Here is a 15042-nt window from a genome sequence, read left to right as displayed (position 1 = left end):
AAGGGCTCGACCAGCGTCGGGGTTGTGATCGGGTTGGCGTTCGCGGTCACGTGGTTTCGGCGCCTGCGGATTCCTTCGTCATCCGCAGGGCTCAACCAGCGGTAAGGGCTCGACCAGCGTCGGGGTGTGGCCGGGTTGGCGTTCGCGGTCACGTGGTTTCGGCGCCTGCGGATTCCTTCGTCATCCGCAGGGCTCAACCGGCGGTAAGGGCTCGACCAGCGTCGGGGTCGTGATCGGGTTGGCGTTCGCGGTCACCGTGGTTTCGGCGCCTGCGGATTCACTTCGACACGTCGCTCGTGCCTCGCGACGGCTCAGTACAAACCTTCGTCATCCGCAGGGCTCGACCAGCGGCGCGGGCTCGACCAGCGGTGGTCAGTCGTCGGCGAGGGCGCTGCGCATCGGCAGCAGCTTGGCGTCCGACTCGGCCAGTTCGGCCTCGGGGATGCTTCCGGCGACAATGCCGCAGCCGGCGAAAAGCCTTATTCGACAGGGGTCTTCGGGGTCGAGCATGCCGCTGCGCAGGGCGATGCCCCACTCGCCGTCACCATCGGCGTCGAGCCAACCGACCGGGCCGGCGTAGCGTCCGCGGTCCATCCGCTCGAGTTCGTGGATGACCTCGGCTGCCATGCCGGTCGGCGTGCCGCACACCGCCGCGGACGGGTGCAGCGCGGCAGCGAGCGCCAGTGACGGCGTGCCGTTGCGCAGCACGCCGGTGACGTCGGTGGCCAGGTGCATCACGTTGGGCAGGTGCAGCACGAACGGGGACTCGGGCACGTTCATCGACTTGCAGTGCGGACGCAGCGCCTCGGCGACCGAGCGCACGGCGTACTCGTGTTCTTCGAGGTCCTTGGAGGACCGGGCCAAACCGGCGGCCAGGCCGAGGTCGTGCTCGTCGTCGCCGCTGCGGCGGATGGTGCCGGCGAGAACACGCGAGGTGACCAGGCCCTTTTCGCGGCGCAGCAGCATCTCCGGGGTTGCCCCGAGCATGCCGTCGACGGCGAAGGTCCACGTGTTGGAGTAGGTCTGCGACAGGCGGTGCAGCAGCCGGCGAGGGTCGATCGGGGTTGCGCTGCGAGCCACGACGTCGCGCGCCATGACCACCTTGTCCAGGTCGCCGTGCTGGATGCGCTGCACGGACTCGGCGACCGCGTCCGCCCACTCGTCGCGGCTCAGGGACCCTGATTCGAAGGTCGTCTCGCCGGTCGTGCGCGGCTCGTGGCGCTCCACCAGGGCGGGGGTACCGGGCAAGCGATCGGCCGTCGCGATCTGGGTGATCCAGCAGCGGCCCTCCCGTCGTCCGACGACCACCTCGGGCACGACCAGCGTGCTGGTCTGACCCGAGCGGCGACTGAACGCGAAGGTGCCGAATGCGATGGGTCCCGTGCCCGGGAGGTCGAGATCGGTGCGGACCACGGCGCTCGCGGCGATGTCCTGCCACCACTGTGTGGCGGCGTCGAACCGGTCGGCACCGCTGGTGGTGATCGAGGCGGCCCGGCCCCAGCCGATGAGTCCTTCGCCGCCCCGCAACCAGCAGACGATGTCCTGCGGTGCGACGTCGTCGGGCACCAGCAGCGACAGGTCGATCGGGTCGGGGATCTGCGTCGTCCGGGCCACCAGGGTCGGCGGGGTGGCGTCGGCGAGCGGGAAGGTCACGAGCAAGGAGCGTACGCCGACCGACGAGTAATACGGTCACCGCGTGCGTCAAGATGGGCACATGAATCGCGCCAGCCTCGACAAGCGCCCCTCCGACGTCGCCCGGATGTTCGATGACGTGGCAGCCCGCTACGACATCACCAACGACGTCATGTCGATGGGGCAGGACCGCCGCTGGCGCAAGCAGGTGGTGGACGCCGTCGCACCCAAACGTGGCGAACTCATCCTCGACATCGCTGCCGGTACCGGCACGTCGAGCGAGCCGTTCGAGGCGGTCGGTGCACAGGTCGTGCCCGCCGACTTCTCGCTCGGCATGCTGCGCGTCGGCAAGAAGCGTCGCGCCGACATGGCCTTCACCGCGGCGGACGCGATGAACCTGCCGTTCCCGGACAACACGTTCGACGCGGTCACGATGAGCTTCGGTCTGCGCAATGTCGAGAACTCGGTGAAGGCGCTCGCGGAGTTCCACCGCGTCACCAAGCCCGGCGGACGCGTCCTCATCTGTGAGTTCTCGACGCCGACGAACCCGGTTTTCCGCAAGGTGTACTCCGAGTACTTGATGGGTGCGCTGCCGCGCATCGCCAAGCCGGTCGGCTCGAACGCCGAGTCGTACGTGTACCTGGCCGAGTCGATCCAGGCCTGGCCCGACCAGGCCGGGATGGGCGCGCAGTTGCAGCAGGCCGGCTGGAGCGACGTGGAGTGGAAGAACCTCACCGGCGGGATCGTCGCGCTGCACCGGGGCACCAAGGCCTGAGTTCTTCGCGGTCCGGAGCACGAGTGGCCGGGTTCTCGTCCCGTCTGCGCCTTGGTTTCGGCGCGCACGCCTTCCTTCGTCAGGCGTGCGGCTCTACCAGCGGCGTTTTGGGTGCGGCTCTACCAGCGGCGTTTTTGGGTGCGGCTCTACCATCGGCGTTTTGGGTGCGGCTCTACCAGCGGCGTTTTGGGTGCGGCTCTACCAGCGGCGTTCGCAGGGTGCGGCTCGACCAGCGGTGGTTGCGGATGTAGCTCGACCGGCGGCGGTTGCGGATGTAGCTCGACCGGTGGCGTTTGCGGATGTAGCTCGACCGGCGGTGTTTAGGGTCGCCTTAGTAGGGAAATTCGAGGGCTGCGACGTAGAGTGCACGGGTTAGTGAACGTCTTCACAAGCAGACCCAGAAGCACCGAGGAACACCACTGTGAGCCAGGCTGCCCCGCATCATGCGGCGGAGGGAACCGCTGACGTCATCGTCGTCGGCGCAGGCCCCGCAGGTTCGGCGACCGCAGCGCACCTGGCCCAGGCCGGACTCGACGTGCTGGTGCTGGAGAAGGCCACTTTCCCCCACGACACCGACCGCGGCAACAACCGTGGCGAGGCTCTGTCTCCGCGCGCGGTTCGCGAACTGATCACCCTCGGCGTCCCCACCGACGGATGGGTGCGCACCAAGGGTGTGCGGATCATCGGTGGCGGCATGCGACTGCAGGTCGCCTGGCCGGACGAGGCCGCCTTCCCGCCGTACGGTTTCGTGCGCAGCCGGCGCGAACTCGACCAAGCCCTCGCCGAGCACGCCGCGGCCAAGGGCGCCCGCGTGCTGCACGGGGTCGAGGTCACCGGGCCGATCAAGGACTCGAACGGCAGGATCGTCGGCGTCGAGGCTCGGCGCATCGACGACGAGGGCGCGAAGGTCGGCTTCGACACGCCGCTGGTCATTGCGGCCGACGGTGCCGGGTCGGTCCTGGCGCAAGTAGCCGGTCACGAGTCGGAGCAACCCGAGATGTACGCGGTCTGCGCCACGTACGCCAGTCCGCGCAGCAACGACGACCACCTGGAATCCTGGGTCGAACTCCCGACGCCGGACGGCGGTGAGCCGATGCGTGGCCGCGGCTGGATCCATGGCCTGGGCGACGGCACGAGCACCGTCGGACTCACCGTTCGCGAGGACATTGCGCCGGCCGACGCCGCGAACGCCCTGAAGCGCTGGGTGGCGACGATGCCGTCCGAGTGGACCTTCGACGACTCCACGATGCAGGGCGAGATCGAGGGCACGCGCCTTCCGGCGGGTCTGACCCGCGGGCCGTTGTACGCAGACGGGCTGCTGCTCGTCGGCGACGCAGGAGCCTGCACCAACCCGTTCACCGGCGAGGGCATCGCTGCCGCGCTGGAGTCCGGCCGCCTCGCTGCGCAGGTTGTCGTCCAGGCCTTCGCGCGCTGCGATGCCGCCGGTCGCGAGCAGGTCCTGGCTTCCTACCCGGACGCCGTGAGCGGCGCGCTGGGCGGGTACTACACAATGGGTCGTTGGTTCGCCAAGATGATCGGCAACCCGCACCTCGAGCGCTGGGCCGTGAAGTACGCGGTACCCCGCGCGACGACGATGCGGTTCGCGGTGAAGTTGATGGCAAACCTCGGTGACACCCACGGCCGCAACGCCGACGACCGGCTGCTGGCAGCCCTGACACGGGTGACCCCGGCAGCATGAGCGTGAATACCATGGAGCGTCGCTCGATCATGAGCGCCTGGAAGGAGTCGGCCCGATGCAAGGGATGACGAACTACTCGTATGCACCGCTGTTGTTCTTCGCGGCCATCGGTCTGTTCTTCGCGGTGTTCTCGGTCGTCGCCGGTGCACTCGCCGGCCCGAAGCGATACAACCGCGCCAAGGCGGACGCGTACGAGTGCGGCATCCAGCCCACCCCGCACGCCGACGGCGGCGGACGCGTCCCGATCAAGTACTACCTGACCGCGATGCTCTTCATTATCTTCGACATCGAATCGGTGTTCCTCTACCCGTTCGCTGTCTCCTTCGACCGCATGGGCCTGTTCGCCCTGGTCGAAATGGTGCTGTTCATCCTGACCGTCTTCGTGGCCTACGCATACGTGTGGCGCCGCGGCGGCCTCGACTGGGACTGAGGTCCGAAACATGGGTATTGAAGAGAAGCTCCCCGCAGGCTTCCTGCTGTCGACCGTCGAGAACGTCGCCGGCTACATGCGCAAGAGTTCGATGTGGCCCGCCACCTTCGGTCTGGCTTGCTGCGCGATCGAGATGATGGCCGTCGGCACGCCCGACTACGACATCGCCCGCTTCGGTATGGAGCGCTTCTCAGCCACCCCGCGCCAGGCCGACCTGATGATTGTCGCCGGCCGCGTCAGCCAGAAGATGGCTCCCGTCGTGCGCCAGGTCTACGACCAGATGCCTGAGCCGAAGTGGGTCATCTCGATGGGCGTGTGCGCCAGCTCCGGCGGCATGTTCAACAACTACGCGATCGTGCAGGGTGTCGACCACATCGTCCCGGTCGACATCTATCTGCCCGGCTGCCCGCCGCGTCCGGAGATGCTGCTGAACGCGATCCTCGAACTGCACAAGCAGGTGCAGTCGAGCCCGCTCGGCGTCAACCGCGTCGAGGCCGCCCGTGCCGCCGAGCGCGCCGCCATGGAAGCCACCCCCACCCACCAGATGAAGGGCCTTCTCGCGTGAACGACAACGAGAAGAAGGACGTCCCCCAGGATCCGGTGAACGGTCCGGTCGTCCCGGCGCCCACCGAGCAGAAGCCCGAGACCGAGATCGCCCAGGAGGACGGCCGCGTACTCGACACCCGCGAGGGCGGCGGTCCCGTCGTCGTCGCGAAGCGCCAGGGCATGTTCGGTTCGTCGATGGGCAACGACACCACCGGCTACGGCGGTCTTGAGCGCAAGGTGCTCTTCCCCGGCGAGGCGCAGCGTCCGTACGGCGGCTGGTTCGACAAGTTCGCCGACGATCTGGCTGCAGCGGTCGACAAACGCGGGGGAGCCTCGTTCGCCGACGCGATCCAGCGAGTTGTGGTCGACCGCGGGGAACTGACCCTCTTCGTGAACCGTGAGCACCTGCCGATCGTGGCGCAGACGCTTCGCGACGAGCCCTCGCTGCGCTTCGAGATGTGCGCCGGTGTTTCCGGCGTGCACTACCCGCAGGAGGCAGGCGCGGAGTTGCACGCGGTCTACCACCTGCTGTCGATCACCAACGGCAGCAAGCGAATCCGCCTCGAGGTGACGGCCCCCGAGAGCAACCCGCACATCCCGAGTATCACCTCGGTGTGGCCCGGTGCCGACTGGCACGAGCGCGAGACCTGGGACATGTTCGGACTGATCTTCGACGGTCACCCCGCACTGACCCGCATCCTGATGCCGGACGACTGGCCCGGCCACCCGCAGCGCAAGGACTACCCGCTCGGCGGAATCCCGGTGGAGTACAAGGGCGCCACCATTCCGCCGGCCGACGAGCGCAGGAGCTACAACTGATGTCGACCGCCACGAACGAACGCGACCCCTTCGGCGCCTCAAACAACGACGTCGACGACGACACCCCGGTCATCAACGCGACCGGCGGCGACTGGGACTCCGTCGCGGAGGAGGCGTCCGCCCTCAACGAGGAGCGGATCGTCGTCAACATGGGTCCGCAGCACCCCTCGACGCACGGCGTCCTTCGCCTGATCCTCGAACTCGACGGCGAGACCGTCACCGAGGCTCGCGCCGGAATCGGCTACTTGCACACCGGCATCGAGAAGAACATGGAGTTCCGCACCTGGGTGCAGGGCGTCACGTTCTGCACGCGTATGGACTACGTGATGCCGCTGTTCAACGAGGCGGCCTACTGCCTCGCGGTCGAGAAGGTGCTCGGCATCACCGACCAAATCCCGGAGCGTGCCAACACCATCCGCGTGATGATGATGGAGTTCAACCGGATCACCTCCCACCTGGTTGCCCTGGCGACCGGCGGGATGGAGCTCGGCGCGACCACCGTCATGACCATCGGCTTCCGTGAGCGAGAGCGCATCCTGCGGATCTTCGAGATGGTTAGTGGTCTGCGCATGAACCACGCTTACATCCGTCCCGGCGGTGTGGCTCAGGATCTCCCGGTCGGCACCATCGACGCAGTGCGCGAGATGCTGCCGAAGCTGAGCAGGGGCATCGGCGAACTCGAGGCGCTGCTGAACGAGAACCCGATCCTCAAGGGCCGCATGGTCGACGTCGGCTACCTCGACCTCACCGGCTGCACGGCCCTCGGCATTACCGGCCCGATCCTGCGCTCGGCGGGTCTGCCGCACGACCTGCGCAAGACCGAGCCGTACTGCGGTTACGAGACCTACGACTTCGAGGTCGCCGTGCGCGACACCTGCGACGCCTACGGACGACTGCGGGTGCGCATCGATGAGATGTACCAGTCGATCCGCATCGTCGAGCAGGCCATCGAGCGCTTGGAGAACAACCCGGGCCCGGTCATGGTCGCCGACAAGAAGATCGCCTGGCCGGCGCAGCTGGCCGTCGGCAGCGACGGTCAGGGCAACAGCCTCGACCACATCCGCGAGATCATGGGCGAGTCCATGGAGTCGCTGATCCACCACTTCAAGCTGGTCACCGAAGGATTCCGGGTGCCGGCAGGACAGGCATACGTCGCGATCGAATCGCCCAAGGGCGAACTCGGCTGCCACGTCGTCTCCACCGGCGGCACGCGTCCGCACCGGGTGCACTTCCGTGACCCGTCGTTCAACAACCTGCAGGCCGCGGCCGCGATGAGTGAGGGCGGCGCCGTCGCCGACGTCATCGTCGCCGTTGCCTCGATCGACCCTGTGATGGGAGGCGTCGACCGCTGATGAGCGCCGAGAGCCCGCTCCACGAGAAGACCCCACTGCACGCCAGCGCCGAGCCGTACACCGACGAGCAGCTGGCTCAATTGCACGCCGACGCCGACGCGATCGTGGCCCGCTACCCGCAGAAGCGGTCCGCGCTGCTGCCGATGCTGCACCTGATCCAGTCGGTCGACGGTTACATCACCGGCCGCGGCGTCACCTTCTGCGCCGAGAAGCTCGACCTCACCGACGCCGAGGTGTCGGGTGTGGCCACGTTCTACACCCAGTACAAGCGCCACCCCAACGGCGACTACACGATCGGCGTCTGCACCAACACGCTGTGCGCGATCATGGGCGGCGACCAGATCTTCGACGAACTGTCCGAGCACCTCGGCATCGGCCACGACGAGACGACGCCCGACGGCAGGATCACCCTCGAACGCGTCGAGTGCAATGCCGCGTGCGACTACGCCCCGGTGGTCATGGCCAACTGGGAGTTCTTCGACTACATGACCCCCGAGGTCACCAAGCAGGTCGCCGACGACCTGCGGGCCGGCAAGGACGTGCGTCCGAGCCGTGGCCCGAACAAGGTCTGCACCTTCAAGCAGGTCTCGCGTACGCTCGCCGGGTTCTCCGACGGCCTTGCGGACGAGGGTGTCGGCGCGGGCCCCGCGTCCCTGGAGGGTCTTAAGGTTGCCAAGCAGCACAACTGGACCGCACCGGGCAGCGCGCAGGACGTCGATTCCGACGACCAGGCCACTGCCGAGGCCGGCGGTCGCCAGCCGCAGCCGGGGGAGGCCCACTCGGGCGCCGAAGGTCATGGCACCGCAGAGTCCGCGAAGGGTGACAACTGATGGCCACGACGCTGACCCCGATCCTGACCAAGTTCTGGGACGCACCGCAGTCCTGGACCCTGGCGACCTACGAGGACAACGAGGGCTACCAGGCGCTGAAGAAGGCGTTCGGCATGAGCCAGGAAGAACTCGTCAACATGACGAAGGACTCCGGCCTGCGCGGACGCGGCGGCGCCGGTTTCCCGACCGGTATGAAGTGGGGCTTCCTGCCCAAGCCGGACGGCGGCCCCCGCTACCTCGTGGTCAACGCCGACGAGTCCGAGCCGGGCACCTGCAAGGACATCCCGTTGATGATGGCCGCGCCGCACTTCCTCATCGAGGGTGTGGCGATCACGTCGTTCGCGATCGGTTGCAACCACGCGTTCATCTACCTGCGCGGTGAGGTCGTCCACGTCTACCGGCGCCTGCTGCGCGCGGTGGAGGAGGCGTACGCCGCCGGGCACCTCGGCAAGAACATCCACGGCTCCGGGTTCGATCTCGATGTCACCGTGCACGCCGGCGCCGGTGCCTACATCTGTGGTGAGGAGACCGCGCTGCTCGACTCGCTCGAGGGCCGTCGTGGCCAGCCGCGCCTGAAGCCGCCGTTCCCGGCCGTCGCCGGTCTGTACGCGCGTCCGACCGTCGTCAACAACGTCGAGTCGATCGCGTCCGTGCCGCCGATCCTGTTGCACGGCAGTGACTGGTTCAAGGCAATGGGCACCGAGAAGTCGACCGGTTTCGGCATCTTCTCGCTGTCGGGTCACGTCACGCGTCCGGGTCAGTACGAGGCGCCGATGGGCATCACCCTGCGCGAACTCGTCGACATGGCCGGCGGTATCCGGGGCGGTCACAAGCTGAAGTTCTGGACGCCGGGTGGCTCGTCCACGCCGATCTTCACCGACAAGCACTGGGACGTCCCGCTCGACTTCGAGTCGGTGGCCGCCGAGGGTTCGATGCTCGGTACCCGCGCCCTGCAGATCTTCGACGAGACCGTCTCGGTCGTCCGCGCAGTCAGCCGCTGGATCGACTTCTACGCGCACGAGTCCTGCGGCAAGTGCACCCCGTGCCGCGAGGGCACGTTCTGGCTGAAGCAGATCATGACCCGCCTCGAGAACGGTCGTGGCACCCAGGACGACATCGAGAAGCTCCTCGACATCTGCGACAACATCCTCGGCCGGAGCTTCTGTGCTCTGGGCGACGGAGCCACCAGCCCGGTCACCTCCGCGGTGAAGTACTTCCGCGACGAGTTCGAGGCCGGTATGCACACGCCGTGGTGGGAGATGTTCCCGCACGAGCGCTCGGTGCTGTTCAACACGAAGGAGACCGTGTCCGCATGACGACCGTCACCTCTCCCTCGGCCGGCGGCAACGCCGTCGACAAGGGCGGCAACGCTGCGCCCCCGATCGCGGCCGACGAGATCACCCTGACCATCGACGGCGTGGACGTCAGCGTGCCCAAGGGCACCCTGGTCATCCGCGCCGCGGAGAAGCTCGGCATCCAGATCCCGCGCTTCTGCGACCACCCGCTGCTCGACCCGGTCGGCGCCTGCCGCCAGTGCCTGGTCGACGTCTCGACCAAGGGTCCCGACGGCTCGCTGAAGCCGATGCCGAAGCCGCAGGCGTCCTGCACCCTCGAGGTCAGCGACGGCATGGAGGTCAAGACGCAGCAGACCAGCCCGGTCGCCGACAAGGCACAGCAGGGCGTCATGGAGCTGCTGCTGATCAACCACCCGCTCGACTGCCCGGTGTGTGACAAGGGCGGCGAGTGCCCCCTGCAGAACCAGGCGATGAGCAACGGCCGCGCCCGGTCGCGCTTCGAGGACATCAAGCGCACCTACCCCAAGCCGATCAACATCTCCAGCCAGGTGCTGCTCGACCGTGAGCGTTGCGTGCTGTGCGCCCGCTGCACCCGCTTCTCCGACCAGGTCGCCGGTGACCCGTTCATCGCCCTGATCGAGCGTGGTGCGCTGCAGCAGGTCGGCATCTACGAGGAGCAGCCCTTCGAGAGCTACTTCTCCGGCAACACCGTGCAGATCTGCCCGGTGGGTGCACTGACCAGCGCGATGTACCGCTTCCGCTCGCGTCCGTTCGACCTGGTCTCGACGCCGAGCGTGTGTGAGCACTGCGCCAGCGGTTGCTCGCTGCGTACCGACCAGCGCCGCGGTGTGGTGCTGCGCCGCATGGCGATGGACGACGTCCTGGTCAACGAGGAATGGAACTGCGACAAGGGTCGCTGGGCCTTCCAGTACGCCACCAAGAACCGCCTCGAGACGCCGATGGTGCGCGACGAGAATGGTGAACTGCGCGTCGCCGGCTGGCCCGAGGCCATCGCCGCCGCCGCGGACGGTCTCGCCAGGGCCCGTGCCGCCCAGGGCGTCGGTGTGCTGACGGGTGGCCGCCTGTCGGCCGAGGACGCGTACGCGTACGGCAAGTTCGCCCGTCTGGTGCTCAACACCAACGACGTCGACTTCCGCGCCCGCCCGCACTCGGCCGAGGAGGCCGAGTTCCTGGCACACGCCGTGGTCGCGACCGGTCCCGCCGGTGGCGCGGTCACGCACGCCGACCTGGAGAACGCGAAGAACGTCGTGCTCGTGGGCTTCGAGCCCGAGGACGAGTCGCCGATCGTGTTCCTGCGCCTGCGCAAGGGCTTCCGCAAGAACAACGTCAACGTGCTCTCGCTGGCCTCCTACGCCAGCCGCGGTCTGGAGAAGATGGGTGGCACGTTGGTGCCGACCGCTCCGGGCACCGAGGCGGAGGTGCTGGACGCCCTGGGCGACCTCAACACCGAACTGGCCAAGTCGAACCCGATCGAGGGTGACGTGATCGTGCTCGTGGGTGAGCGCATGGCCGCTTCGCCGGGTGCGCTGTCCGCGGCCGCCGCATTCGCCGCGTCCAAGAAGGGCCGCCTGGCCTGGGTCCCGCGTCGGGCGGGGGAGCGCGGTGCGCTCGAAGTCGGTGCGTTCCCGACCCTGCTGCCCGGTGGCCGCGATGTCACCGACGCCGCTGCCCGCGATCAGGTCGCGACCGTCTGGGGTGAGGGCGACCTGCCCTCGACGCCGGGCCGTGACACCGGCTCGATGCTGGCCGCTGCCGCGTCCGGCGACCTGTCCGCGCTCGTCGTGGCCGGCGTCGAGCCGCGCGACCTCACCGGTCAGGGAACCGTTCGCCAGGGTCTGACCAACGCGTTCGTGGTCTCCTTGGAGATTCGCGACAGCGAGGTCGCGCAGTACGCCGACGTGATCCTGCCGGTCGCCCCGCAGCAGGAGAAGTCCGGCGCCTATGTCAACTGGGAAGGCCGCGTCCGCCCGTTCCAGCGTGCGATCGACACCCAGTCGATGAGCGACTACCGCGTGCTCGACCTGCTCGCCGCCGAGATGGGCGAGTTCCTCGGCACCCGCACGATCGACCAGATCCGCGCGGAGATGGACGAACTCGGTCCGTGGACCGGCACCCGTGCGGTGCGTCCGCGTGCCAAGGCCGGCGGCGCCCCGCGTCCGCTGGTCGGCGAGGCGATCCTGGCCACCTGGGCGCAGCTGCTCGACAACGGAGTGCTCCAGGACGGCGAACCGTTCCTGGCCGGCACCCGCCGTCCGGCGGTGGCTCGCATGTCGCAGGCCACCGCGTCCGGCGCGGGCGTGGTCGACGGCGATCTGGTGCAGGTCTCCACCAAGTCCGGTGCCATCACCCTCCCGGTGTTGATCACCGCCATGCCCGACCACGTGGTCTGGGTGCCGACCAACTCCGACGAAAGCACGGTGCGTTCGACGCTTGACGTCGACGCCGGTGCGGCCGTCGCACTGCGCAAGGCAGGTGCCTGAGTGAACTCCGTGGCTCACCTCCTGACGGCCCTCCCGGCCGCCACCGACAACCCGGTGGCCGACTTCAGCGACACCCCTTGGTGGCTGTCGCTGGTCAAGGCAGTCCTGCTGTTCGTGTTCCTGCTGGTGAACACGCTGATCGTCATCTGGTTCGAGCGTCGCGTCATCGGCCGGATGCAGCAGCGTCCGGGCCCGAACCGTGCCGGCCCCTTCGGTTTGCTGCAGACGCTGGCCGACGGTGTGAAACTGGCGCTGAAGGAAGACGTCACCCCCAAGAACGCCGACAAGCTGATGTTCATGCTGGCTCCGATGATCGCCGGTGCGATGGCGTTCGTCGCGTTCGCGATCATCCCGCTGTCGAACGAGGTGTGGATGTTCGGTCACCGCACCCCGCTGCAGCTGACCGACACTCCGGTGGCGGTGCTGCTCGTGCTCGCGGTGGCGGGTGTGGGTGTGTACGGCATCCTGCTCGCCGGTTGGTCCTCCGGTTCGACCTACCCGCTGCTGGGTGGCCTGCGTTCCTCGGCCCAGGTCATCTCCTACGAGATCGCGATGGGCCTCGCGCTGGTCGCGGTGTTCCTGTACGCCGGCTCGATGTCGACCAGTCAGATCGTCTACGCGCAGAAGAGCCTGTGGTACATCATCCCGGCGTTCTTCTCCTTCTTCGTCTACCTGATCACCATGGTCGGTGAGACCAACCGTCTGCCGTTCGACCTCGCCGAGGGTGAGGGCGAGCTCACCGGTGGTTTCCACACCGAGTACTCCTCACTGAAGTTCGCGATGTTCTTCCTGGGTGAGTACGTCAACATGTTCACCGTCTCCGCGTTGGCGACCACGCTGTTCCTCGGCGGCTGGCAGGCGCCCCCGTTCATCGCGATGATCGGTGACGGCATGCTCAACGGCGGCTGGTGGGGCCTGTTGTGGTTCAGCCTGAAACTGTGGACGTTCATGTTCTTCTTCGTCTGGCTGCGTGGTTCGTTGCCGCGTGTCCGGTACGACCAGTTCATGAGGCTCGGCTGGAAGGTGCTCATCCCGGTCACCCTGCTCTGGGTCGTCGCGGTCGCGTTCATCCGCGCCTCCCAGCTCGGCTTCCTCGGTGACAACCGGATCTCCTTCGCCGGCTTCGACATCCCGCGGGCAACGCTGTTGGTCACCAGCCTGATCGCGCTCGCCGTCCTCGGTGCCGCATGGGCTTGGGATGCCAAGCAGGCACGCAAGGAGACCGAGGTCCGGCACGTGCCGGACGAGATCGATCCGTTCGCCGGCGGTCACCCCGTACCGCCTCTGCCGGGCCAGCGCCTGGTCGAACCCGCGCCCAGCCTGACCTCCTCGAGCGTCCGGTCGAGCGCCCACAGCACCGACACCACCCTCCAGGAGGAGTCCCGTGGCTGACCAGAAAAAGCCTGACGACGACGGCGAGAAGGGCGGATTCCTCTCCGACCTGTTCGCGCCCATCGCGGGCTTCGGCGTCACCTTCGCAACCATGTTCCGCAAGATCGAGACGCAGGAGTACCCGGAGGAGAAGCGGCCGACCCAGCTGCGCTTCCACGGGCGTCACCAGCTCAACCGTCACCCGGACGGGCTGGAGAAGTGCGTCGGCTGCGAGCTGTGCGCGTGGGCCTGCCCGGCCGACGCGATCTTCGTGGAAGGCGCGAACAACAATGACGCCGAAGGTGAGCGCTTCAGCCCCGGCGAACGGTACGGCCGCGTTTACCAGATCAACTACCTGCGCTGTATCTTCTGCGGCCTGTGCATCGAGGCCTGCCCGACGCGCGCGCTGACGATGACCAACGAGTACGAACTGGCCGACAACAACCGCGCCGACCTCATCTTCACCAAGGAGCAGCTGCTGGCTCCGGTGCTGTCGGGCATGCTGCCCGCGCCGCACCCGATGGTCGAGGGCATGGAGGAGCGCGACTACTACCAGGGCAAGGTGCAGGGCGCCACGGACGAGCAGCGCGAGTGGGTCGAGCAGCGCGGCGGCGACACCGTCGTCGACGAGCCCCACGAAACCCCGGTCGAGCACCACGAGGCCGGCCGCTACGCAGGGGAGGGACGCCCGTGAGCAACCTCGGTGGAGCCGAGTCGACGCTCTTCTTCTTCCTCGCACCGCTGACCGTCTTCGGTGCGCTCGCTCTGTTGTTCGCCCGCAAGGCGGTGCACGCCGCGATGGGGATGGCCCTGACGATGGTCGGGATGGGTGTCTTCTACATCGCTCAGAACGCCGAGTTCCTGGGTGTCATCCAGATCTTCGTGTACTCCGGCGCCGTGATGATGCTGTTCCTGTTCGTCGTCATGCTGGTCGGTGTCGACAGTTCCGACTCCCTGGTCGAGACGATCAAGGGTCAGCGGGTCGCCGGTCTGCTGCTGGGCCTCGCGCTGGCCGCACTCGGCGTCGCCGCGGTCGCCAAGGCGAACTTCGGTCCGTTCACCGGCCTGGACAAGGTCAACGAGCAGGGCAACGTCAGCAGTATGGCCAACCTGATCTTCGGCCAGTACGTGTGGACCTTCGAGGTCACCTCGGCGCTGCTGATCACCGCCGCCCTCGGCTCGATGGTGCTCGCGCACCGTGAGCGCCTGACCGCCAAGCCGACCCAGGCCGACTGGTCGCGAGCTCGCATCAAGAGCGGCAAGGACGTCGCGGGTCTGCCGGTGCCGGGTGTCTACGCCCGCCACAACGCGGTCGACACCCCGGCACTGCTGCCCGACGGATCGATCGCCGAGAAGTCGGTGTCGCGCGTCCTCAAGGCCCGTGGCCAGGTGGCCTCCACCGGTGAGCTGGTCGCCGCGAGCAAGGAGCTTGAGGGCGAGACCGGCGACATGACTCGTTACGACGGAGGTACGGACCGATGAGCCCCATGGTCTACATCTACCTGTCGGTGATCCTGTTCGCGATCGGCGCGGCGACGGTGCTGCTGCGGCGCAACGCGATCATCGTCTTCATGGGCGTCGAGCTGATGCTCAACGCGGCGAACCTGGCGTTCGTCACCTTCGCGCGCATGCACGGCACGGTCGACGGGCAGGCCATCGCACTGTTCGTGATGGTGGTCGCGGCCGCCGAGGTCGTGGTCGGCCTGGCGATCATCATGGCGATCTTCCGGGCGCGCCGCTCGGCCTCCGTCGACGACGCGAACTTGCTGAAGTTCTAAGGGAACGGTGACTT

At 67.7% G+C, this 15042-nt stretch carries 14 protein-coding genes; 13 read left to right on the top strand and 1 reads right to left on the bottom strand.

Annotation, left to right across the window (positions count from 1 at the left end):
* Positions 1-372: 372 nt before the first annotated feature.
* Complete coding sequence (locus ACYU8W_RS13875; protein ID WP_499469958.1) at positions 373-1653, bottom strand: isochorismate synthase; 1281 nt, start codon at positions 1651-1653, stop codon at positions 373-375.
* A gap of 61 nt (positions 1654-1714) precedes the next feature.
* On the opposite strand from ACYU8W_RS13875, the gene ACYU8W_RS13870 reads away from it, so the two are divergent.
* The 13 genes from ACYU8W_RS13870 to nuoK all read left to right on the top strand — a co-directional run bounded on the left by ACYU8W_RS13870 (position 1715) and on the right by nuoK (position 15028).
* A complete protein-coding gene (locus ACYU8W_RS13870; RefSeq protein ID WP_499469956.1) occupies positions 1715-2407 on the top strand; it encodes a demethylmenaquinone methyltransferase in 693 nt (230 codons plus the stop codon).
* 421 nt (positions 2408-2828) lie between these two features.
* Positions 2829-4106, top strand: a complete 1278-nt coding sequence (locus ACYU8W_RS13865) for a geranylgeranyl reductase family protein (RefSeq protein WP_499469954.1) — start codon at positions 2829-2831, stop codon at positions 4104-4106.
* Between the two features lie 64 nt (positions 4107-4170).
* A complete protein-coding gene (locus ACYU8W_RS13860) occupies positions 4171-4536 on the top strand; it encodes an NADH-quinone oxidoreductase subunit A (RefSeq protein ID WP_499470397.1) in 366 nt (121 codons plus the stop codon).
* Between the two features lie 10 nt (positions 4537-4546).
* Positions 4547-5101 carry a NuoB/complex I 20 kDa subunit family protein gene (locus ACYU8W_RS13855; protein WP_499469952.1) on the top strand — a complete coding sequence of 185 codons (555 nt, stop codon included), beginning with the start codon at positions 4547-4549 and terminating at the stop codon, positions 5099-5101.
* Positions 5098-5901 (top strand): NADH-quinone oxidoreductase subunit C, encoded by an 804-nt coding sequence (locus tag ACYU8W_RS13850; protein ID WP_499469950.1) that lies wholly within the window; start codon positions 5098-5100, stop codon positions 5899-5901. Before ACYU8W_RS13855 ends, ACYU8W_RS13850 begins: the two co-directional genes overlap by 4 nt.
* Complete coding sequence (locus tag ACYU8W_RS13845; RefSeq protein ID WP_499469948.1) at positions 5901-7253, top strand: NADH-quinone oxidoreductase subunit D; 1353 nt, start codon at positions 5901-5903, stop codon at positions 7251-7253. Before ACYU8W_RS13850 ends, ACYU8W_RS13845 begins: the two co-directional genes overlap by 1 nt.
* The gene (gene nuoE / locus ACYU8W_RS13840; protein WP_499469946.1) at positions 7253-8083 is read left to right on the top strand and encodes an NADH-quinone oxidoreductase subunit NuoE; all 831 of its coding nucleotides are present in this window, start codon (positions 7253-7255) and stop codon (positions 8081-8083) included. Before ACYU8W_RS13845 ends, nuoE begins: the two co-directional genes overlap by 1 nt.
* Positions 8083-9399 carry an NADH-quinone oxidoreductase subunit NuoF gene (gene nuoF / locus ACYU8W_RS13835; RefSeq protein WP_499469944.1) on the top strand — a complete coding sequence of 439 codons (1317 nt, stop codon included), beginning with the start codon at positions 8083-8085 and terminating at the stop codon, positions 9397-9399. Before nuoE ends, nuoF begins: the two co-directional genes overlap by 1 nt.
* On the top strand, positions 9396-11879 hold the full coding sequence (locus ACYU8W_RS13830) for an NADH-quinone oxidoreductase subunit G (RefSeq protein WP_499469942.1): 2484 nt from the start codon (positions 9396-9398) through the stop codon (positions 11877-11879). Before nuoF ends, ACYU8W_RS13830 begins: the two co-directional genes overlap by 4 nt.
* Positions 11880-13271 carry an NADH-quinone oxidoreductase subunit NuoH gene (nuoH, locus tag ACYU8W_RS13825; protein ID WP_499469940.1) on the top strand — a complete coding sequence of 464 codons (1392 nt, stop codon included), beginning with the start codon at positions 11880-11882 and terminating at the stop codon, positions 13269-13271.
* Entirely contained in the window at positions 13264-13944 is a 681-nt protein-coding gene (nuoI, locus tag ACYU8W_RS13820; RefSeq protein ID WP_499469938.1) for an NADH-quinone oxidoreductase subunit NuoI, read from the top strand. Before nuoH ends, nuoI begins: the two co-directional genes overlap by 8 nt.
* Positions 13941-14732 (top strand): NADH-quinone oxidoreductase subunit J, encoded by a 792-nt coding sequence (locus tag ACYU8W_RS13815; protein ID WP_239702415.1) that lies wholly within the window; start codon positions 13941-13943, stop codon positions 14730-14732. The genes nuoI and ACYU8W_RS13815 overlap by 4 nt, the downstream gene beginning before the upstream one ends.
* On the top strand, positions 14729-15028 hold the full coding sequence (gene nuoK, locus ACYU8W_RS13810; RefSeq protein WP_499469936.1) for an NADH-quinone oxidoreductase subunit NuoK: 300 nt from the start codon (positions 14729-14731) through the stop codon (positions 15026-15028). The genes ACYU8W_RS13815 and nuoK overlap by 4 nt, the downstream gene beginning before the upstream one ends.
* Positions 15029-15042 lie beyond the last annotated feature (14 nt).

Source organism: Yimella radicis (assembly GCF_054778255.1).
This window is presented reverse-complemented; position numbering and strand designations above follow the sequence as displayed.